Source organism: uncultured Lactobacillus sp., from assembly GCF_948948975.1.
In the GTDB taxonomy this organism is placed as follows: domain Bacteria; phylum Bacillota; class Bacilli; order Lactobacillales; family Lactobacillaceae; genus Lactobacillus.
In genome coordinates, this window is record NZ_CARBVX010000004.1 from 62,687 (window position 1) to 83,197 (window position 20,511).

General features: G+C 32.9%; 19 protein-coding genes and 1 pseudogene. 11 read left to right on the plus strand and 9 right to left on the minus strand.

The features are described from left to right. Positions 1–40 precede the first annotated feature (40 nt). Complete coding sequence (locus Q9R40_RS02900; RefSeq protein WP_304676276.1) at positions 41–682, plus strand: matrixin family metalloprotease; 642 nt, start codon at positions 41–43, stop codon at positions 680–682. Between the two features lie 29 nt (positions 683–711). Here Q9R40_RS02900 and Q9R40_RS02905 read toward each other — a convergent pair whose 3' ends face one another. After that, positions 712–894 carry a hypothetical protein gene (locus Q9R40_RS02905; protein WP_061399988.1) on the minus strand — a complete coding sequence of 61 codons (183 nt, stop codon included), beginning with the start codon at positions 892–894 and terminating at the stop codon, positions 712–714. 195 nt (positions 895–1,089) lie between these two features. Between Q9R40_RS02905 and Q9R40_RS02910 the strand changes: the two genes are divergently transcribed. After that, positions 1,090–3,774: a cation-translocating P-type ATPase gene (locus Q9R40_RS02910; RefSeq protein ID WP_304676282.1), complete on the plus strand. Its 2,685-nt coding sequence runs from the start codon at positions 1,090–1,092 to the stop codon at positions 3,772–3,774. Between the two features lie 308 nt (positions 3,775–4,082). Further along, a pseudogene (locus Q9R40_RS02915) lies at positions 4,083–4,379 on the plus strand (glucose PTS transporter subunit EIIB); the annotation flags it as partial. Positions 4,380–4,454: 75 nt separating this feature from the next. On the opposite strand, the gene Q9R40_RS02920 reads toward Q9R40_RS02915, so the two are convergent. After that, positions 4,455–5,219, minus strand: coding sequence for an exodeoxyribonuclease III (locus Q9R40_RS02920; RefSeq protein ID WP_300591834.1), 765 nt, complete (start codon positions 5,217–5,219; stop codon positions 4,455–4,457). 126 nt (positions 5,220–5,345) lie between these two features. Further along, complete coding sequence (locus Q9R40_RS02925; RefSeq protein WP_297937479.1) at positions 5,346–5,690, minus strand: hypothetical protein; 345 nt, start codon at positions 5,688–5,690, stop codon at positions 5,346–5,348. Between the two features lie 104 nt (positions 5,691–5,794). Here Q9R40_RS02925 and Q9R40_RS09515 point away from each other — a divergent pair, with 104 nt between their 5' ends. Together Q9R40_RS09515 and Q9R40_RS02930 are read left to right on the plus strand one after the other, a co-directional pair. After that, on the plus strand, positions 5,795–6,010 hold the full coding sequence (locus tag Q9R40_RS09515; protein ID WP_370648946.1) for a hypothetical protein: 216 nt from the start codon (positions 5,795–5,797) through the stop codon (positions 6,008–6,010). A 42-nt stretch (positions 6,011–6,052) separates the two neighbouring features. Continuing rightward, positions 6,053–6,703, plus strand: a complete 651-nt coding sequence (locus tag Q9R40_RS02930) for a histidine phosphatase family protein (RefSeq protein WP_304676287.1) — start codon at positions 6,053–6,055, stop codon at positions 6,701–6,703. A gap of 36 nt (positions 6,704–6,739) precedes the next feature. Here the strand turns inward: Q9R40_RS02930 and Q9R40_RS02935 are convergent, their stop codons facing one another. Continuing rightward, the gene (locus Q9R40_RS02935; RefSeq protein WP_304676288.1) at positions 6,740–8,602 is read right to left on the minus strand and encodes an ABC transporter permease; all 1,863 of its coding nucleotides are present in this window, start codon (positions 8,600–8,602) and stop codon (positions 6,740–6,742) included. A 19-nt stretch (positions 8,603–8,621) separates the two neighbouring features. Continuing rightward, positions 8,622–9,368: an ABC transporter ATP-binding protein gene (locus tag Q9R40_RS02940; protein WP_297937470.1), complete on the minus strand. Its 747-nt coding sequence runs from the start codon at positions 9,366–9,368 to the stop codon at positions 8,622–8,624. A gap of 241 nt (positions 9,369–9,609) precedes the next feature. On the opposite strand from Q9R40_RS02940, the gene Q9R40_RS02945 reads away from it, so the two are divergent. Together Q9R40_RS02945 and hflX are read left to right on the plus strand one after the other, a co-directional pair. After that, positions 9,610–11,058 carry an APC family permease gene (locus tag Q9R40_RS02945; protein ID WP_180873199.1) on the plus strand — a complete coding sequence of 483 codons (1,449 nt, stop codon included), beginning with the start codon at positions 9,610–9,612 and terminating at the stop codon, positions 11,056–11,058. Positions 11,059–11,834: 776 nt separating this feature from the next. Then, positions 11,835–13,115: a GTPase HflX gene (gene hflX / locus Q9R40_RS02950; protein WP_297937464.1), complete on the plus strand. Its 1,281-nt coding sequence runs from the start codon at positions 11,835–11,837 to the stop codon at positions 13,113–13,115. Positions 13,116–13,158: 43 nt separating this feature from the next. Here hflX and Q9R40_RS02955 read toward each other — a convergent pair whose 3' ends face one another. From Q9R40_RS02955 to Q9R40_RS02965, 3 genes are all read right to left on the minus strand, one after another. Further along, positions 13,159–14,367 (minus strand): L,D-transpeptidase/peptidoglycan binding protein, encoded by a 1,209-nt coding sequence (locus Q9R40_RS02955; protein WP_304676292.1) that lies wholly within the window; start codon positions 14,365–14,367, stop codon positions 13,159–13,161. 102 nt (positions 14,368–14,469) lie between these two features. Beyond that, a complete protein-coding gene (locus Q9R40_RS02960) occupies positions 14,470–15,561 on the minus strand; it encodes a C40 family peptidase (RefSeq protein ID WP_304676293.1) in 1,092 nt (363 codons plus the stop codon). Positions 15,562–15,753: 192 nt separating this feature from the next. Continuing rightward, positions 15,754–16,311, minus strand: a complete 558-nt coding sequence (locus Q9R40_RS02965) for a guanylate kinase (protein ID WP_297937455.1) — start codon at positions 16,309–16,311, stop codon at positions 15,754–15,756. Positions 16,312–16,401: 90 nt separating this feature from the next. Between Q9R40_RS02965 and Q9R40_RS02970 the strand changes: the two genes are divergently transcribed. Together Q9R40_RS02970 and Q9R40_RS02975 are read left to right on the plus strand one after the other, a co-directional pair. Beyond that, positions 16,402–16,695 carry a DUF2187 domain-containing protein gene (locus Q9R40_RS02970; protein ID WP_297937452.1) on the plus strand — a complete coding sequence of 98 codons (294 nt, stop codon included), beginning with the start codon at positions 16,402–16,404 and terminating at the stop codon, positions 16,693–16,695. 48 nt (positions 16,696–16,743) lie between these two features. Further along, positions 16,744–18,273 carry an O-antigen ligase family protein gene (locus Q9R40_RS02975; protein WP_304676296.1) on the plus strand — a complete coding sequence of 510 codons (1,530 nt, stop codon included), beginning with the start codon at positions 16,744–16,746 and terminating at the stop codon, positions 18,271–18,273. A gap of 69 nt (positions 18,274–18,342) precedes the next feature. Here the strand turns inward: Q9R40_RS02975 and Q9R40_RS02980 are convergent, their stop codons facing one another. Next, positions 18,343–18,969, minus strand: coding sequence for an LVIS_2131 family protein (locus Q9R40_RS02980; protein ID WP_135352654.1), 627 nt, complete (start codon positions 18,967–18,969; stop codon positions 18,343–18,345). Positions 18,970–19,110: 141 nt separating this feature from the next. On the opposite strand from Q9R40_RS02980, the gene nrdI reads away from it, so the two are divergent. Together nrdI and Q9R40_RS02990 are read left to right on the plus strand one after the other, a co-directional pair. Then, on the plus strand, positions 19,111–19,572 hold the full coding sequence (nrdI, locus tag Q9R40_RS02985) for a class Ib ribonucleoside-diphosphate reductase assembly flavoprotein NrdI (RefSeq protein ID WP_297937445.1): 462 nt from the start codon (positions 19,111–19,113) through the stop codon (positions 19,570–19,572). Continuing rightward, positions 19,565–20,506, plus strand: a complete 942-nt coding sequence (locus tag Q9R40_RS02990) for a ribonucleotide-diphosphate reductase subunit beta (protein WP_304676300.1) — start codon at positions 19,565–19,567, stop codon at positions 20,504–20,506. Before nrdI ends, Q9R40_RS02990 begins: the two co-directional genes overlap by 8 nt. Positions 20,507–20,511 lie beyond the last annotated feature (5 nt).

Consider the following 20,511-nt stretch of genomic DNA (forward strand, 5'->3'; position numbering starts at 1 on the left):
AGTTTTATAATTAAATAAAATTACATTGCGAGATGAGAAAGTGAAACGATTTTTTAAAACAATTCTAGTTCTAGCACTTTTATTTGTGGGACTTGATTTTGCCTATCAAAAAGCTGCTCCAGAAATTGAAAAAACATTTGGAACTAGAAATCCCCTTCCATATCTAACTGCAAAAGTACAACAATTTATTTCACCTGAAAAAATCCAAAATGATGATAATAGTGCAGATAATTCTAAAGGACATACTTTTGAATCTAATACAGCCACGGTTTACATAGATCTTTCTGATCCAACTCTAAAACAAGCTGCAATTGATGGAATTAATATTTGGAATAATACAGGTGCCTTTAATTTTAAAATCACAAACGATAGAAATAATGCCAAAATTATTATTAAGTCAATGAATGACGGTGAAACAAATGCGGCTGGATTAACTGATACTCAATATAACTCATTAACTGGGCATTTACTTAAAGCCACGGTTCGCCTAAATTCATATTATCTTTTAAACCCAAGCTATGGCTACAATAATGGCCGGATTGTGAATACCGTTGAACATGAATTAGGTCATGCAATAGGATTAGGTCATAAAGACGGAATTTCAGTTATGTATCCACAAGGATCTTTTTATACAATTCAACCAAGTGACGTCCAAGATGTTAAAAAATTATATAAAAAATAGTAAGAGCAACTCTCAGCATAGAGTCGCTCTTATTTTGTATTTTTCTTCTTCAATTGGCTTTGCTTTTTAAAATATGGAATCCAAAATGTTATCACATATCCCACTGCAATTCCAACAAAAGTCCAGACCATAATATTTTTGACAAATAGGCCAATAAACAAACCAATTAAGCCAAAAATCCCAATAATAAATGATTGATCAAGTTGTTTCATGTTCCTTCCCTCATTTCTCTCTTAACTATAGCAAAGGTATATTATTATAAGCATATTTTTAGACTTAAATTGTCAGTTATTTTATACTATATTTCATAAATATAATTAGCTTTAAATATGTAAATAGCAATATTTATCAAAGCTATACAAATTAAAATTATTCATTTTTAATAAGAAAGGAATGGTATATCCTTTATGGATAGTCAGAAACAACCTCCCGAGTATTCTCAAACAAAAGACGAGTTATTTTCAAATCTAGAAACAAGTTCAGTTGGTTTAAGCGAGGAAGAAGCTAATAGGCGCTTAAAAAAATATGGGCATAATCTTCTAAAAGAAAAGCCTCCTAAGTCAATTTTAAACATGCTCAAAGAGCAAATCTTTGATCCAATGATTTTAATTTTATTAGGGGCAGCTAGTTTTTCTGCTCTCTTAAATGAATGGGTAGAAGCTGGGGTGATTTTCTTTATTGTGATAATCAACTCTATTATTGGTATTATCCAAGAAAAGAAAGCACAAGCTTCTCTTGCCGCTCTAAAAACAATGAGCACCCCAACTGCAACAGTAATTAGAAATGGATCTGAAAAAATTGTTTCAGCTAGTGAATTAGTAGTCGGCGATCTAGTTATCTTGACTAATGGTGATATGGTACCGGCTGATCTACGTTTAACTCAATCCAATAACTTAAAAATTGCTGAAGCCTCTTTAACAGGAGAATCAATTGCCAGTGAAAAGAATGCCTCTGCTATTCTTTCACCTGACTGTCCCTTAGGCGATAGAAAAAATATGGCCTACACTTCTTCGATTGTTACCTATGGCCGAGGAAGTGGAATTGTAACTAAAACTGGGATGGACACAGAAATTGGTCAAATTGCTGGGATGCTAGAAAACGATGATACTAGTGATACTCCACTGAAGCGGAAACTTAATGCTGTTGGTAAAATTCTAACAATTATTGGGTTAATCATTTGTGTTTTAATTTTTGCCATCGGTGCTTTTTATGGACGTCCTCTTCTACCACAATTTTTAGTAGCAATTTCTTTAGCTATTTCAATCATTCCAGAAGGACTTCCAGCAACTGCAACCATCATTATGGCACTTGGAGTACAGCGAATGGCTAAGAAACACGCCTTAATCAAAAATCTACCAGCAGTTGAAACCCTTGGAAATGCAACAGTTATTTGTTCTGACAAAACAGGAACTCTAACGTTAAACAAAATGACAGTAACTCATTTGGCTAACGGAGATGATTTCCTTAACAAAAAAATCTTAAAAACTCAAAAAACAGCTAAAAACAATAATGCTTATAAAGACTTAATGTATGCTGCTAGTCTTTGTAATGATGCTTCTCTTAGTCCTGCTAACCCAGAAGAAATTATTGGTGACCCTACAGAAGGAGCCTTAATTCCGCTAGCACAAGATTTTGGATATTCTGTTTCCAGCTTAAGAAAAGAATATCCAAGACTTGGCGAGTATCCCTTTGATTCAATTAGAAAACGTATGTCTACAATTCATGAAATAAACAATGAATATGTTGCCTACACTAAAGGAGCACTGGACGAATTACTCCCGCTCTGTGACTACATTGCTACAAGCAGTGGAATGCAGAAATTAACTAAGACAGATAAAGAAAATATTTTAGCTTTATCACATCAGATGTCTAACAAAGCATTGAGAGTTTTAGGTTTTGCCAGCCGAACCATTTTAAATTTACCGCAAGAAAATGAAAATATTGAACAACATTTAGTTTTCTTAGGAGCTGTTGGGATGATTGACCCAGCTAGGGATGAAGTTAAAGCCTCAATCAAAATGGCTCGCGAAGCAGGTATTAAAACTATTATGATTACTGGTGACCATAAAAATACTGCAGTTGCTATTGCTAAAAACTTAGGTATTTATGCTAATGGAAATACTGTTATTTCTGGTACTGAACTAAACGAAATGACTGATAATGAATTAGATCAAGCAGTTAAGTCAACCACAGTTTTTGCTCGTGTTTCACCTAATGATAAGTTAAGAATTATTCAAAGTCTAAAGCGAAATGAAGAAGTAGTAACTATGACGGGGGACGGAGTTAATGACTCACCCGCTTTAAAAGCAGCTGACATCGGAGTTGCTATGGGAGTTACTGGTACTGACGTTGCTAAAGATGTCTCGGACATGATTTTGCTTAATGATAGTTTTACAACCATTACTGCCGCCATTAAAGAAGGACGAAAAGTTTACCGCAATATTCAAAAAGTAATTCAATTTTTACTAGTCGGTAATATTGCAGAAATCACTACTTTATTTATTGCTACCCTCTTTAATTGGGATGCTCCACTACTTGCGGTACATATTCTTTGGGTCAACTTAGCTACCGCAAGCTTGCCTGCTCTAGCTTTAGGAGTAGACCCTGCAAGTAAAAATATTATGAAGCATAAACCAGTGAAGACTGGAACCTTATTTGAAAGAGATCTAGTCTGGCGTGTTATCAGCCAAGGAATCTTTGTTGCCTTAATGACACTATTAGCTTACTGGATTGGGGACACTTTTGATAACCCAATTGCTGGTCAAACAATGGCCTTTTGTGTTCTAGCTCTATCTCAAATGCTTCGCGCATTTAATCAACATTCCAATACTGATCCAATCTGGGTTAGGGGAAATAAAGTTAATATTTGGTTAATCATATCCTTTATCGTTTCAGCAATTTTGATGGGAGTTATTCTCTTTACTCCTAACTTACAATCTCTCTTCCATTTAACCACTCTTACACCAAGACAATGGTTAGTAGTAATTATTCTTTCCCTATTCTCAATCTTACAAGTTGAATTAATGAAGCTGGTCAAGCGGTCTATTAAAGCACGACAACAAGCTAGATCATTAGAATCAGTTACCGATTAACAACATTATATTAATAGAATTTTAGCAAGCATATTTTTAGACTTAATATTAAACACCTTGTATAATGAAAACGTAAATTTAACACTTACACAAGCATAAAGGTATACGTAACTTTATGCTTTCTGCTTTTCTGTAATCAAATAACTAACACGTTCTAAATTAGAAAAATAGCCAAATTACTCTATCTTAAGTAGTTTGGCTATTTTTATTGTCCGGATTTAACTTTTATGATAAATAGATTTTTTCATAACTGCTGCAAGCGCCTGCTCCTTAATTTTATTTACATCAACTTTATTAAGCTTTTCATACTATACAATGAATCTTGTTAGATTATCAGTGCTCTTGGTGGTTTAGAAAACATTGAAACTGTTTCAGCTTGTGCAACCAGATTGAGAGTTTCTTTAAAGGATAATAGTTTAGTTAATGATGACGTATTTAAAATGTTGGGCGCTCCTGGGGTATTAAAAGTTGCTGGCGGAGTTCAAGCTATTTTTGGTGGAAAAGCCGATCTATATAGCCAAGAAATCAATGATATTATCGCCCATCCTAATATGCAACCAGCAAATAATCCACAGAATGATGTCTACTCCGTAACTACTAAATAACTTTAATCCCTCTATAAACAAAAAATGTACTCAAGTTTCCATTTTCTTGAGTACATTTTTTATGCTTTTCCATGTTTATCTAGTAGTAACATCGACATCTAGTTCAATTGGACAGTGATCTGAGCCCATAATATTGCTTAAAATCTTAGCATTAGTTAATTTATCTTCCAAATTATTAGATACTAGGAAGTAATCTAGTCTCCAGCCAAGATTTTCTGCCCGAGCTTCCTTATCACGATAGCTCCAATAAGTATACTTAGCTTCATCTGGGTGGAAGTAACGGAAAGTGTCAATGAAGCCAGCATTTAATAATTCAGAAAATTCTTTTCTTTCAATACCAGTAAATCCTGGACGATGGTGATTATCATCCGGCTCAGCTAAATCAATTCTTTCATGAGCGACACTCATATCTCCACCAATAATTACTGGCTTGTATTGCATTAATTTAGTAACATAATTTCTAAAAGTTTGTGCCCATAATTCTCTAAAGTCTAGTCTTTGAAGCTTTTCTCCAGAAAATGGTACTTGAACATTAATAAAGTAAAAGTTTGAAAACTCTAAAGTAATACTTCTTCCTTCGCCATCAACTTCTGGGACACCGAAGCCATTAGCCACAGTAATTGGTTTTTCTTTTGTAAAAACAGCAGTTCCGGCATAGCCCTTTCTTTCAGCATAATTCCAATATTGATAGTATCCTGGTAGATCTACTGATAATTCATCCGGATGAAGACGTGTATCTTGTATTCCAAAAATATCTGCATCTAAGTCCATAAAAGTATTAACAAAACCATGACGTAAAGCGGCCCGGAAGCCATTTACATTCCAAGACATAAATTTCATAATAATTCTTCTTTCCATCACAAAATAATAGGTCTTATCAACTCAATTGTACAAACTTAATCCCCATAGATGAAATATTTCGACCTAAAAAATCGGATTAACTATTTAAGCTAATCCGATTTTTTCTTATCTTGTTTTCAAATGCCAAACAAAGAATCCAATTCCAATTACTAATGCTAAAATTCCGGTCCAGATCAAACCAGCATATAAGCCGCCCAAAATTCCAAGAATTCCGGCAACAATCATCATTGCTAACCCAGCAATATCACCGCCTAACCCCTCACTATTTTCAGTCGAAACATAAACAATACCACTCGCCATAAATAGACCGCAAAGGAGAACTCCAATAATTCCTGCTACCATATTTTTCTCAGCAATTATTCCCAAGAATCCACCTAATAGACCCTGAATAAATAACCAAACTGAATAGACAATCATTAAAATTCCAATTACTAATTTCGTAACTCTCATAAAAAACCCCTCTTCTTTCACCTATTAAGTTAATATACTTAGGCCGAATATTCAAAATTTTTGATACAATACTTCTATGCTATAAATGAAAGACACAAAACATAATGAGAATATTTGAGTTTATTGGATTAAATATTTATTTAGTGCTAATTGCGATTTTAATAGTTCGTCAAGTTAATGTAAGTCGTAATTTTAGAAATAATAAGATTGATAAAGAAACATGTCAGAAATCAACGAAAAGAAACACAATTTTATTAGTGATAGTAGGTGTTCTGCTAATTTTATTTTTATATACACCGTTTAAAATTTTGATTTTTTAGATTTGTTATAATGTGAATTAGTGTTATTCAAGGAGTTTATAAATGAAGAGAATTTATATTGTTCGTCATGGTCAAACTTATATTAACCGCTACGATAAAATGCAAGGTTGGTGTGACACGCCCCTAACTGATGAGGGGGTCCAAGGCGCAAAAGATGCAGGTAAAGCCTTGAGTGAAGTTCCTTTTGATATTGCTATCTCAAGTGACTTAAAAAGAGCTAGTGATACTTGTGATTATATTATTAATGAAAATTGTAAACGAGATGAGTTGCAACACCTTGCAACACCATTTTTTAGAGAACAATTCTATGGCTTCTTTGAAGGAATGAATTCAGACGAAGCATGGCGTATGATTGGTGGGCCTCACGGTTATCCAAGACGAGATGAACTACTTAAAGAAGTAGATATCAATACTATTAAGGACTACATGAAAGAAGCAGATCCATATCATGAAGCTGAAAACGCGAAAGAATACTGGAATCGCGTTGATAAAGGCTTTGATTTAATTAGCAAATTAGATGGAGCTGAAAATATTCTCCTTGTTACCCATGGCTTTACAATTAGAAGTATTGTTTCTCGTTTTGCTCCTGGAGAATATAATTTAGCCCATGGTCCAAGAAATGCATCAATTACAATTATGAATATGACAGATAAAGATATGAAAATTATGTCTTATAACAAAATGTCTGTGTAGAAAAAAGCGCTTATCATTTTGATAAGCGCTTTTTTACTAATCTTCTTTTTGTAAAACAATATGTTGATATAAAATTACTGTTAATAAGTAGTAAATTACGTAAAGTACTCCGAAAATAGTAAATGGAATCCAAAGTTTATCGTAGGTATTCATCCCCAAAATAGACTTAAATAATTGAAGTCCAAATAAAACATCAATTACTCCTAAAGCAGCAGGTAAAGCAAATAGAATTCCAATTTCTTTTGCAATGGATGCTTTTAAAAGGCTCTTTCTTGTTCCAACCTTCCAAAGCATTTGATATCTTGGTTTATCGCTATTTGCCCCAGATAAAACTTTAAACATTAATGTTGAAGCAAGCATTGCTAAAAATGCTAATCCTAAGAAGAAGCCCATAAATTCAAAACCAGAGGTCATACTTGAAACTAAGCGATATTGTGCTGATTTAGAATTAGAGAGATTTACATTAACTGCGTCTTTATCAACTTCTGGTGAACTCATCATTTGAGTTGCTGATAAGTTTTGGAGTTTCTCAATATTATTAAAGTTACTTCTAAAATTGTTAACTCTTAAAAGCTCAATTCTATTTACTTTAGCCTTAACTTGATTATATTGAGTTTCTGGCACAACTTTAGCTTGAGCATCAATATATGGAGTTAAAGATACTAACTGATATTGTGCTTCATTAGTATCAGTCTTATTCTTAAAATCACTTGCTTTAATACGTCTAGTATCATAATGATTCATATCATTTTTTCTTGAATAATGTTGATACATGATCCGATTATTCTTGATTTGATTTTCTGGAATATAAAGTACTCTAGTTTTTTCTTTTCCTTTACCTTCTACCACCATCTTATAGTCAAACGTTGTAGTAGATTTTACAGAAACTTTCTTTAATTGATTATCTACTTTTTTATTATGACCATACAGAACTACATCATAATAGGTACTTTGCATTGACTGTTCAGTCATATTGTTAAAGTTCAAACCAACTGTAATTGCTCCTAAAGCAAGAGCAAATAATAAGGAGACAGTAGATAAAATTCGAGTATAATCACTTAATCTAAACTTAAGTTGTCCTAAAGTGAAGGAATGTAATTTCTTATATTTGTAAGCTAAGTTCTTACGGAGTAAATCAATAATTGCTGTAAAGAAGGAATCAAAAGTAAAGTAAGAACCAAAAACGATTGTAAAGAAGGCTATTGGAATAGTTTTCGTTCCTAATTTTGCTGCATGCATCATTGCCCAATAACCAAGAGCAAGTAACGCAATTCCTAAAAGTGCTTCAATAAATTTCCATAATTTATTTCTATGTAATTTAACTGGTTTTTGATCTTCATGAAGTAAGTTAATCACATTTGACTTAACTAATTTATGACGATTCCAAAAAGCTGCTAAGAAAAACAAAATCGCAAAGAAAGCTATTGTCCAAAGTAAAGCTGGTAAGTAAAAACCAACAAATTTATGGATTTGCAATCCTAGTTGGGAAATCAACACACTGGAAACTCCCTGCGTTAAGCCAACCCCTAAGACTGTACCCAATAAAGTAGCCAGTAAACCAACAACAAGAGTTTCGGTAAATATTAATCTTCCAATTTTGCTTGTTCTAGCTCCTAGCATCATATACATTCCATAGTCTTTTTGTCTCATACTGAGCAAAAAACTATTGGCATATACAATATAGACAAAAGTGATAATAGAAAGTAATGCAATTCCAAAACCAAAAACAATTTGGGTAATTTTAAAAGCAATGCTTAGTGAACCCTTTAAAAAGGCTGGGTTTGTAGCTAGCGTCATAAACATATAAAAGATGGCACTAGCAAAAGTTAAGCCTGAAAAAAGAACTAAGTAGTCTTTGAACCGGCTTTTAATCCCGGTTAATGATAATTTCCAAAGCATAATTATTTCCTTTCTATTCTTAACGTCTACCTAATTCAGCAATAATTTCTTGATAAAATTCTTCTCTACTTTTACCATCTTTTTTAATTTCTTTTCCGATCTTACCATCTTTAATGAAAAGAATTCGACTAGCATATGAAGCGGAGTATGGATCGTGAGTAACCATTAAAATAGAAACTCTATCATTTTCATTTAGACCTTTCATTGTTTCAAGTAATTCAGTAGCACTCTTTGAATCAAGTGCCCCAGTTGGTTCATCTCCATAAAGAATAGCTGGTTCATGAACTAATGCACGCGCTGCTGCAACACGTTGCTTTTGCCCACCAGAGATTTCTGCTGGATATTTACTTAAGATGTGATCAATTCCTAATCGCTTAGCAATTTTATCAACTTTAGGATTAATCTGACTACTCTTCACATTTTGAAGTGAAAGAGGAAGAGCAATATTTTCACGATTAGTTAAATTCTCTAATAAGTTAAAATCTTGAAAAATAAAGCCAATCTCTTGACCCCGGAAATCTGCCATTTGATTTTTATTTAAGCCAGTAATATCGCGGCCATTAATGTATACATTTCCAGTTGTAGGTTGATCTAATGTAGATAAAATATTTAACAAAGTAGTTTTACCAGAACCAGATGCACCCATGATTCCAACAAATTCACCACGTTCTACATCAAAACTAACACCCTTTAAAGCTTGGTATTGTTTTTCACCTTTTTTACCATAAGTCTTAGTAATATTTTGCACTTGAACTACTTCACTCATTTTGACTCCTCTTTTCGTTATAGTGTATTACGTACCTGTTATACTATATAATACAGACACCGTGTAAAAAAGTAAAGTTTGTTTTTTAATTTTTTATCTTTTCTTCTTGTATAATAGAAACCGTGATTATAAATAAAATATGATATGAAATGAGGTATAGAATGCAGGGAAGCTACTTCTTCAACCCACCTCCTAAATTTAGATAAATGATAATAGTATAGGATTTTTAGGAGGAAATTTTTTGGATACTTTTGATGAGGCACAAAAACGTAAAAAACTAACCTGGCCCGTGATTGCCTTAATGGACTTTGTTACAGTTATTGGTTTTGATGACATTATCTATAACTTTCAAAATCAAGGATTAGCTGTAGTTAGTGACTGGATATTACTGTTAATTCTATTTGTAGTTCCATACGAATTAATTGTCGGACAACTAGGGGCTACTTTTTCAGATGACGGCGGAGGTTTATCTTCTTGGCTAAGACACACCTCTGGCGATCGAATGGGTTATATTACAGCTTGGTGTTATTGGGTAGTTTCATTGCCTTACTTGGTTGATGTAGCGAATTCAACGGTTGTTTCTTTTGCATGGCTTTTTAAAGGACATGCATTAAGTGACAAAGAAATGAGCAATTGGGCTTTTGCTTTATTTACAGCAATCATCTTTGTCATCTTTATCTTCTTCCAACATCGCTTTGCTAACTCGCTACAATGGTTATCGATCATTGGTGGCGGTGCAATGTTCATTATGACAATTCTTTTTGTAATTATGACAATTGTATATTTAGGTGAAGGCCGTAGAATTGCTACTCAACCGTTCCACTTTAAGAATTTTTTACCAACTTTTGATATGAAATTCCTAATGTCATTAGGATTATTAATTTTTGCCATGAACGGGGCAGAATTTGTTGCTCCTTATGTTACTGAAATGAAAGATGGCCCCAGAAACTTTCCAAAAGCAATGTATATGCTAGCAATCATGACAGGTTTTCTAACTATTTTTGGTTCATTTGCTCTAGGTGTATTCTTCAATGCACATCACCTGCCTGATGACTTAAAGATGAATGGTTCTTACTATGCCTTCCAAGCCATGGGTGAAAAGTTTGGTATGGGAAAATTTTTCTTATACACTTTCATTATTACCCAAGCTCTTTATATGCTAGCCCAACTAGCTGTTTTAGTTGATGGGGGTGCTAGAATCTTCTTATCAGATACTGCCAAAAAATACTTACCAAAACAATTAACTAAAACTGATAAGAATGGCTTACCAATCAATGGATATTGGTTAACAACAGGAATCTGTTCTGTCCTTCTATTTTTGAGCGCTACGCTTCCTTCAGTGAATGATATTTTTAATCAGTTATTAAACCTAAACGGAATTGTTTCTCCATATGTTACTGGGTTACTCTTCTGGGCATTTATTAAAATTAGACTTCACCCAGAAAAGTTCCCATCTCAGTACGTTTTTATTAAGAATAAAACATTTGCTGTTATTGTCGGCTGGTGGTGTTTAATTATTACTGTTACCGGAGCAACCTTTGGAATCGTGCCAATCGATGCTAAAGCAGGATCCTCTACTTGGTGGCACATGTTAATCTTAAATATTGTTGAACCACTTTTGATGATTGGGTTAGGTGTACTTTTACCATTAATTGCTAAATGGCAAAGAACAAGGGAAAAACAAAATTAAAACAAAGGCCAAATCCTTAGTAGATTTGGCTTTTATTATCATTTGATAACATAACAATATGTAAAAGCCTTTTATTTGCTATTATTTCATTGACGATTTATATTTATAAGTGAAGGCAGTCTTCATAGAGAAGCAAATAAATAACAATTTATTTAATTGCTATTACTTTATATAAATATTTAGTAAATATATTAAGAAGAAGTTTTTGATGTTCTAAATCATAATAATCGTTCACTATTTTCACTACTTTTTCCCGTCTATAGTTCAACAAAATTAAAATAGTGAATTAATTGTTAGTAAAATACAGTTTAACTAAATTCTTCAGGAAGCTGAAACGTATCGCTACATACGATCTCAGTTTAAACTATGTATTACAAAGATAATAAATTTGTCACCCTATATACCCTTAAGTCGTGAGCTTTCCTATTCCCCCATAATTATATGACTTAAGTGATTTTCTTAATTAACTACCTTTGATACAGTCAGTTTAATTCATTTACAAGTGTAAAAATTTATTATGGTATTAGAGCATCAATTACATGCTCCACTCATATTTATGTGCACGGTTAATTAAAGTAATTATCTCTATTGGGATATTACCGTGTTCAAATATCCTAAGGTCACTTCGTTATTCGAAGTGGCCTTTTTGTATCAAAATTGATTTTTATTTAAAAAGAAATTATAATTTTTATACTATTAAATAAAGGAATGGTTATGATGATTTTTTAAGCCATTAAATATAATTATGAAATACTTTTTGAAAGCAGGTGAATTATTTGATCGATAATCAACCAAAAAAGATTAAGGCCTTTATTGCAGGCGTAAATTTAAATGATCCTAATTTTGATTATTATATGACTGAGCTAAGAGAATTAGCACTTGCCAACAACCTAGATGTTGTTGGGGAAGCAAGCCAAAAGGCTGAAAATATCGTTGCGGGAACATATTTTGGTGTTGGTAAACTTAATCAAATTAAAAATATGGCTCGCGAATTACATGCTAAGATCTTGGTCATTAATGATGAGCTTTCGCCAACTCAAATTAGAAATATTGAGCGCATGACAAAACTTAAAGTGCTTGATCGAACTGAATTAATTTTAGAAATTTTCTCTAATCGCGCACGTAGTAGACAAGCTAAACTACAAGTTCAACTTGCTAGATTGCAATATGAACTACCTCGGCTTCATCCATCGGAAAACAATCTAGACCAGCAGCGTGGTTCTGGTGGTGCAAGTGGTGGGTTTGCTAACCGTGGTTCTGGTGAAACTAAACTTGAGCTAAATAGACGAACTATTGGTAAACAAATTAGTGCAATTAAAAAAGAACTAAAAGACATTAGCAAACAAGAAGAAATAAAATCTGCTAGACGAAACAATTCTCGTCTACCACAGGTTGCCCTCGTTGGCTATACTAATGCTGGAAAATCAACAACGATGAATGAGTTGTTGAATATCTTTAGTGATGAAGCGTCTAAAAAGCAAGTATTTGAAAAAAATATGCTATTTGCGACTTTAGACACTAGTGTTAGAAGAATTGACCTAAAAGATGACTTAAGTTTTATCCTTTCGGATACCGTTGGTTTTATCTCCAAGCTACCTCATAACTTAATTGAATCATTTAAGGCTACTTTGCAAGAGGCTAAAGATGCTGACTTGATAATCAATGTCGTAGATGCCTCCGATCATAATATGGTTCAAATGATTAAAACGACCCAAAAAGTTCTAGATGAATTGAAGATTACCAATGTCCCAATGATTACTGCTTATAATAAAGCTGACTTAACAGATCGCAATTATCCACAAATTGAGGGAAATGATATTTTATATTCAGCTAAAGATCCCGAATCAATTAAGCAACTAGCTGATTTAATTGTTAAAAAAGTTTTTGATAATTACGAAAAGGTAAACTTGGTCTTACCTTTATCAGACGGTAAAAATTTAGCCTATCTTCATGAATATGGTCAAATTTTAAATGAAGATTTCAAAGATGATGGCGTTCATGTTACAGTAAGACTATCACCAAAAGATCTAGAAAAATTTAAAACTAAAACTGTTTAACAAACAAAAAAGGTGTAGATTTTAAAATCTACGCCTTTTTATACTATTTATAAATAATTACAGCTTCGTTTTTCTCCACATTATTCCAAACTTTCGGAGCATCACTCGGTCTTAAGTTAACACATCCATAAGAACCATCATTTAGATAAGCTGTTTTCGACCAATTCTTTCGCCAGCTATTATCATGGAAGCCGCAGCCGGTTAAGGTAAATGGCATCCAGTATTTCACATCAACTGAGTATTTCGAACCATCATCATTTGTTCCCTTTAAAACACTTGGAGATTCTTTATAGTGAATATACCAAACTCCAGTAGGTGTTTCTAGATTCTTATGAGCAAGCTTAGTCTCTACTGTACCAGTAACAATTGTATCTAATGTTAATACACATTTGCCATTCTTATAGACCCACGTCTTTTGATCAGTTAAAGAAACAACAATATAATTATTACCAATTCCATTATTGCTTAAACCATAACCAGTTCCATAGGTACTAAAACCTTCACCATAGATATAATTTTTTCCATTAAGGGTTTGAACGTTATTAGCTAATGCATCCTCAACACCAGCTAATAATTTCTTTTCATTAATTGCCCATCCATAACTTTCATTCTTAACCGTCGTAACTTGACCATTTGGAAGCTTAAAGTCATAGGATTTATGAAGAGTAGATACTTCTTTGTTAATGCTGTTAATTTTATCTTCTAGAATTTTTGTATCCAAAAATACGTACTTATTATTTTTATATGATACCTTTGGAAATACTTCTGCTCTTTTAAATACAAAAGACTTACCATTTACAGTATATTTCACCTGTCGGTCTTTAATCTGATTTAATCTATCTTTTGCTGTTAATAAGGTATTGTTTTGAAAATACCATTTTTTCCGGCTAGGGTAACGAGTATGTTGAGTTTCAAAATATGATTGAACTTTTTTACGCATAATCACTTTATTACTCGTCTTCTTTACTACGACTTTATCACCCTCTAAAATCGCATCATTTTTTGCTTTTTCATTTATTTTTGCAGTAGCTTTTTTGACCGTTAGCTTTCCAACAGGAATATTATAAATTACGACATTCGGATTAAAGTGGTTAGAATTAAATTTTTCTGCTTCAGCATTTCTTTTAGACTGAATATGACCAAAAATTAACCAACCTATTAAAATTATTATTAAGCCAATTAAAATACCTATTAGCCACTTCCGATAGTTATTTGTGGGATGGGTATTTTTTTCTTCGTTTTTATTATTCATTAAAAATACCTAATTCCTTAAAAAGTTCTTTTAATTATATCACAAAAAAGAAGGTTAATCTTTTGATTAACCTTCTAAAATAACTATCTTTATTTCAATTTATTAGTTTACACGGATTGCGTAATCCGGCATGAAGTAACTTGAGATAGAAGCCTGAGTTACGTTTTGACCTGGTTGTGGTGCGTGTACGTATTGGTTGTTACCTACATAAATAGCATCGTGGTAGTTACTCCACATTAAGATATCACCAGCTTGTGCTTGGCTAACAGAAATGTGTTGGCCTGCACCAGCTTGTTGGTAAGTAGTACGTCCAACGTTCTTACCAGCTTGGCTGTATGCGTATTGAACTAAACCAGAGCAGTCGTATGCGTTAGGACCAGTTGCACCCCATGCGTAAGGCTTACCAATTTGTGATTGTGCTGCGCTAACTACAGTTTGTGCAGTGCTGCTGTTTGATTGAGTTGAAGCTTGTGGCTTAGCAGTTTGAGTAGTTGCTGCTTGACTTGAAGCTTGTTGTGCAGGCTTAGCAGCAGTGTTGTTTTGTGCAGGTGCAGTGTTAGTAGTGCTTGATTGAGTTGAAGCAGTAGATACTTGCTTAGTAGTTGCTGCAGTATTAGTTTGTACAGGTGTAGTAGTTGCAACAGATGCAGTGTTAGCAGTTGTAGTAGCTGCTTGTTGTGCTACTGGAGCAGTTGCTTGTTGTATAGGTGCTGAAGCTTGTTGTGCGTTGTTAACGTTTGCTGCTGGAGCTTGTGCAACATCATTGTTTGCAACGTTAGCTGCAGGAACTCGACTTACAGCAGTGGCAACTGCAGATAAATCAGCAGTAACTGCGATTGGAGCTTCTTCTTCAACATTGTCAGATGAAATCCATTGGTCTCCACCTAAGTTGTACCAAGTTTCACCCTTAACAGTCTTAACTTTCTTGTATGTCTTCCAGCTTGATTGGTGTGGTAAGTACTTACCAGTTTGTTGCTTACCATCTTCGTAGCTGTTCCAAACAGCAATACTTTCACCAGTCTTAGAGTTTACCTTTACAACACCAATTTCTTTTGAAGGTGCTTGAAGAGTAGAAGCTTGAGCAGTACCGTTAAAAGATAATGAGTTTAATTTAGCTGCACTTAAAGTTGCGATACCTGCAACAGCGAATGATGCAGCAGTTGTAAATTTGATTACTTTAGATTTGATAGTCAAGGGTTATTCCTCCGTAAAATTCATTTTCTTAATTATCAACATAGCCGTCATTAATTAACTAAAAAGTTATGCTATGTGTCTCTTTTTTTATTGACAATGGTTATTGTAGGGCATAAATATTACAGCCCTGTTACAAAGCTAAATCATTGTCGTTACATTTAGCTTATTATCAGCCTTTTTCATATTCAAAATCTATTTATTTTCCAGCTTTGTTACGATCTTATCGAGCTCTTTAGCTGTCTTTTCCCAGTTGTCATTATTTAATACATGTGCTTTTTTAGCAAGTTCATCTGACAAACGTAAATCACGCTTAAATTCAAAACTATTTAATCTTTTATCAATTTCACTAGCTTTATCTCCGCGTCCTAATAACCGCTTTTTTAGAACTGAAAAATCTGAAACAGTTAAATAAATAAAATATGCTTGCTTCCCTAATTTTTCTAAATAGGACTTAACTCCGTCAGTCTCAACAATCAAAGAAACCAAGTCATTCTTTGCCCATGCTTTTTCCAAAGCTTCTTTACTTGAGCCATATTGATATTCCCCATATTTTACATGTTCAAAGAAATGAAGTTTTTTAAAACTCTCATCAGTTTCAAAATAATATGACTTTCCAGGAATTTCTCCTTGTCTAATTGGCCGAGTAGTATGTGTTACTACACGCGGAATATTATATTTTTCCGTTAAGTATTTTGAGACTGTTGTCTTTCCTACTCCACTTGGTCCCGCAATTATGATAATTCTTTGCAAAATATTACTCTCCCGCTTGAAATCGACTATTATATATAATAGTATTTCACTATTGTAAAACATTTCTGTACAGAAAAGGGAGTTTTTTAAATGAAAAAAGCTGATGTAAAAATTGGTCAAATTTTAGCTGCTACTTCTGAGGAAGAACTTAAGCATCCTTTTCAAGGAAAAGTAGAAAAAATTTATGAAAATTCTGCTTTGCTAGCTATAACTTCATATGACCCAGAAGATGAATCTTCAGTTAATGAATTAAACAATAAAATGGTCATTAACTTCAAGCGCTTAAAGAAGGTGAAATCACCTGCACGTGGAAAGACTGCCGCAACAAACGATGTAAAGATTTCTAAAGTTGAACCTGACAAAAAGGACAAAGAATCAAAATAAAAATTAAGCCTAAATATTTTTTGTTTTATCAAAGGAACCTAAAATCACATGAAAAAACGGCTTCAAACATTCTTATTTTGGTTTATTTTAATTCAGCCATTTTTAGATATTTATTGGTTATCTAGGCCACCGCTTCTAAAATTTTCAATCCCCACTATTTTGAGAGTTTTAGGAGTGTTTATTGCCATTGCTTTATTCTTTAGTATCAAAAATAATTGGCAAAGATTCAGAAAACAATGGTGGATTATTTCTTATATTGGTGTTTTAATTTTATACTCAATTTTTCACCTAATTTCGGTAAGAAATTTTACTGATATGGACGCAACAGGTTTCCATTACTCACCTAAAGTTGAAATTTTTTATCTAGTAAGAGCTTGTCTACCACTAATTGTTATCTATATTACCTCATACAGCGGTTTTAAAGAGAAATACTTTTTCCGCGTAATTCAAGGTATCTCAGGCTTATATTCTTTAACAATCGTTATCTCGAATCTATTTCTTTTCTCATTAACTTCATACCATACTACTGAAGCTAAAAGAATTAGTGCTAATATTTTTTCTTGGTTTACTCAAACAAACTATCCTTTTAATGCTTTAGCTTCTAAAGGAATTTTCTTTCAAGCTAATACTTTATCAGCTATTTTGTTTATGATCATGCCTATTATGCTCTATATTCTTTATAAAGAGTTTAATCTTTTAAATATAGTTCTAGTGAGTGCGCAAGCATTAGCAATGTTAATGCTTGGAACAAAAGTTGGAAATTTCGGACTGATTATTAGCCTAGTGGTCTTTTTATTTGTCTTCTTAATTCATAGTTTAATTTTGAAGAATATTAAGTTTTCATCCAAATTTTTAATTACATTAATTTGTATACTAACTGCTTCGGCTGCTATTTTTCCTTATAGTCCAACTCTCAGAAGATCTTCACTTGAAAGTGGTGTAGCTCAAAAGAGAAGTAATCTTGGTGACAAGAAAAAGCTTGATCAAGAACTTAATGCCGGACTGAAAAGATACAAGGGCAAAAAACAAGAAGACTATCTTAAAGAATTTATCAAGAAAAATTACTGGGTCTATTCTTTAAAACATGATCTAGTATTGGAGCATTACTCTTATCAAAATGATCCTTACTACTGGCTTGAAGTGATGAAAAGACCAGCAAATGAACGCCTAAATTACCGACATCTAGAAAAAGATATCTTAAGTCGCGTCATGAAAAATGACAAAAATAAGTTAAATAAATTGTTTGGTATTTCCTTTAGCCGTGAAAATAATATTGCTCCACTAGAGCGAGACTTTTTAGCACAGTATTATTCAATGGGAATATTAGGAGTTATCCTCTTAGATGTTATTTACTTATTTGTTCTCGGCTATGGCATCTTTTATTGGTTGTTCAATAAAAAAATAAGATCCTTTTTAAACTCTTCGCTATTACTATCAGGTGGATTCATCTTGTTTGCTGCTTTTTATGCAGGTAATGTACTTGAATACTTATCAGCAACTTTAGTAATGGCATTTATACTAGGATTTTTATTACAAAATATTCGCTATAGTCGTTATGCAGAAAGATCTTCTAAATAACTAAACAAAAGACCTTATTTCGAATTGTACTCATCGAAATAAGGTCTTTTTATTACCAAATTATCCTTATTATTTTAATTCTCTTACAAAAGTACGGTCCGGTACTCTAATTAAATAGTATTTAGCTGCTGTCTTACCAGCATGCATTCTTAATCCATTCTGCCAGTTTTTCTTATAGGTAGCTGTATAAGTAGCTACATATGCATTTTGATAGCGTGCATCTGCTTGAACTAATTGCTTAGATGAATAAGGAATAGCTCCCGCTTGAACAGACATTGGATTTTTTCCGTCAGAAATTGTAGCATAATTACTCGTAACAGTTACTCTATTTCCGTTACTATAAAAAGTATATGTCTGAATTGGAGTCTTTTTATTGTCAGATTTAGCGGTGACATAGTATGAGCGTTTATTGCCCGCTGTTAAAATTAATGGTTGATATTCAATTTTACTAGATAAAACCTGTTTATTTTCTAAATCAGGATTGTAAAATAAAGTGATGCTAAACATATAGATCGCACCGCATAAAAGAAGTAAAACTTCTAAAATATCTAACAAGGTAGTTTTCCATTCAAAGCGTTTGCGATCTTTAACAATCATTATTAAGTGACGTTTTCGAATATTTTGTACAATAAAAATTAAATATAAAACCAGGATTAACCAGGCCAAAATACCTAAAATATTCCATCCAAGTGTCATAAGGAACCTCCATTTTCTTTAAGTTAAGTATACGGTACTTATTGCCGTTTTTAAAACTTTTTTTGATTTGACTTTAACTTTAAAAATCGCGACAATTGAATATGTAGAAGGTAGTTTTGGTGTATAACAATGGGCAAAACTATGGTAAAAATAGCTTTTTATACAATTACGGGACAAACGCAACGGTTCATAGATAAGACAGGGCTTGATGCACATCGGATTGAGGATGCTCATCCTCAATATCAAATGAATGATAAATATATTTTGATTTTACCTTCATATCAAGACTTTATGATGGATTCAGTTGTTGACTTTTTAACATATAAAGATAATAAAAAAAATCTTTTAGGATTAATTGGATGTGGTAATCGTAACTTTAACGATCTTTTTGCCCAAACGGCAAAAAAAATTTCCATTACATTGCATGTTCCTATTCTTTACTTATTAGAACTTAGTGGCAATTCGACCGATGTCAAAAATGTACGTCAAATTGTTATGGAAGCTCGAAAAAAAGAAAAAGGTGCACAAAAGGATTTACCGATCCAAAATCCAGCTCTTAACAATATTAGTTTTTTAAGTGATTTCAGGCAAAAAAATGAATAAAAAATCTTATTATAAAGCAAATAACTGGAACACTGTAGAAGATCAAGTAGATCGTTCTGCTTGGGCGAGGTTAAATGATATTGTCTATGAACCTCGCCGTGTTCCAATCTACAAAGATCAGAAAGAGTTTCTTCATCTTCCTAAAAACGAACAAACTGTGATTTTGCACAGTTTTGGTTCTTTAACGCTCTCTTCTACTCTCCAAATGAAGGTAGCTCTATCCGAAATAAAAAAAGATGCTGAAAATTCTGAAGAAGTTGCTGTATATAATGCACTTCACTACCTCGAATCAATTAATAATAAAGCATACAGTCATGTATTAGCTGAATTTTCTAACTCTAAAAATCAAGATGAAGCCTATGAATGGGCAAATCAAAATCCTTACCTACAAAAAAAGATGAAACTTCTGAATACAGTATATCAATCAGAAAATGCTATTCAGAAAAAAGCTGCTCATGTTTTTCTCTCAACTGGCCTTTATCATTCATCGTTTTTTGGCCCATTATATTTATTCGGACAGCATAAATTGCCAAGAACTGCCGAATTGATTAAGTATGCTCTTAGAATTACAACTTTAAATGGTATTTATACGGGAATTAAGTTTCGGCGAGATTTTTTCAAACTTTCTAAGAAAGAGCAGAAAAAAGTTCATGATTGGGTACAGGACTTATGTGATAAATTATATGACAATGAGCTTAACCATATTAAATTATTGTATAAACATACTGATCTAGAAGATAAGGTTGAGCATTATATTCATTACACGTTAAATAAAGCTCTTATGAATTTAGGCCAAGAGCCAAAGTACCCAGAAAATGTTGAGACTTTAGATCCAATTTTGACAACTGGTCTGATGGAAAGTGCAATGATTGAGGATTTCTTCTTTTACACTAATGCCCACCCCATCCTAAAAATGCGTGAAATAAAAAAATAAGGAGT

Coding starts and splice junctions, on each gene's coding strand:
- Q9R40_RS02905 (WP_061399988.1), bottom strand. CDS start 894: ATGAAACAACTTGATCAATCATTTATTATTGGGATTTTTGGCTTAATT.
- Q9R40_RS02910 (WP_304676282.1), top strand. CDS start 1,090: ATGGATAGTCAGAAACAACCTCCCGAGTATTCTCAAACAAAAGACGAG.
- Q9R40_RS02920 (WP_300591834.1), bottom strand. CDS start 5,219: ATGAAATTTATGTCTTGGAATGTAAATGGCTTCCGGGCCGCTTTACGT.
- Q9R40_RS02925 (WP_297937479.1), bottom strand. CDS start 5,690: ATGAGAGTTACGAAATTAGTAATTGGAATTTTAATGATTGTCTATTCA.
- Q9R40_RS09515 (WP_370648946.1), top strand. CDS start 5,795: ATGAGAATATTTGAGTTTATTGGATTAAATATTTATTTAGTGCTAATT.
- Q9R40_RS02930 (WP_304676287.1), top strand. CDS start 6,053: ATGAAGAGAATTTATATTGTTCGTCATGGTCAAACTTATATTAACCGC.
- Q9R40_RS02935 (WP_304676288.1), bottom strand. CDS start 8,602: ATGCTTTGGAAATTATCATTAACCGGGATTAAAAGCCGGTTCAAAGAC.
- Q9R40_RS02940 (WP_297937470.1), bottom strand. CDS start 9,368: ATGAGTGAAGTAGTTCAAGTGCAAAATATTACTAAGACTTATGGTAAA.
- Q9R40_RS02955 (WP_304676292.1), bottom strand. CDS start 14,367: ATGAATAATAAAAACGAAGAAAAAAATACCCATCCCACAAATAACTAT.
- Q9R40_RS02970 (WP_297937452.1), top strand. CDS start 16,402: ATGAAAAAAGCTGATGTAAAAATTGGTCAAATTTTAGCTGCTACTTCT.
- Q9R40_RS02975 (WP_304676296.1), top strand. CDS start 16,744: ATGAAAAAACGGCTTCAAACATTCTTATTTTGGTTTATTTTAATTCAG.
- Q9R40_RS02980 (WP_135352654.1), bottom strand. CDS start 18,969: ATGACACTTGGATGGAATATTTTAGGTATTTTGGCCTGGTTAATCCTG.
- nrdI (WP_297937445.1), top strand. CDS start 19,111: ATGGTAAAAATAGCTTTTTATACAATTACGGGACAAACGCAACGGTTC.
- Q9R40_RS02990 (WP_304676300.1), top strand. CDS start 19,565: ATGAATAAAAAATCTTATTATAAAGCAAATAACTGGAACACTGTAGAA.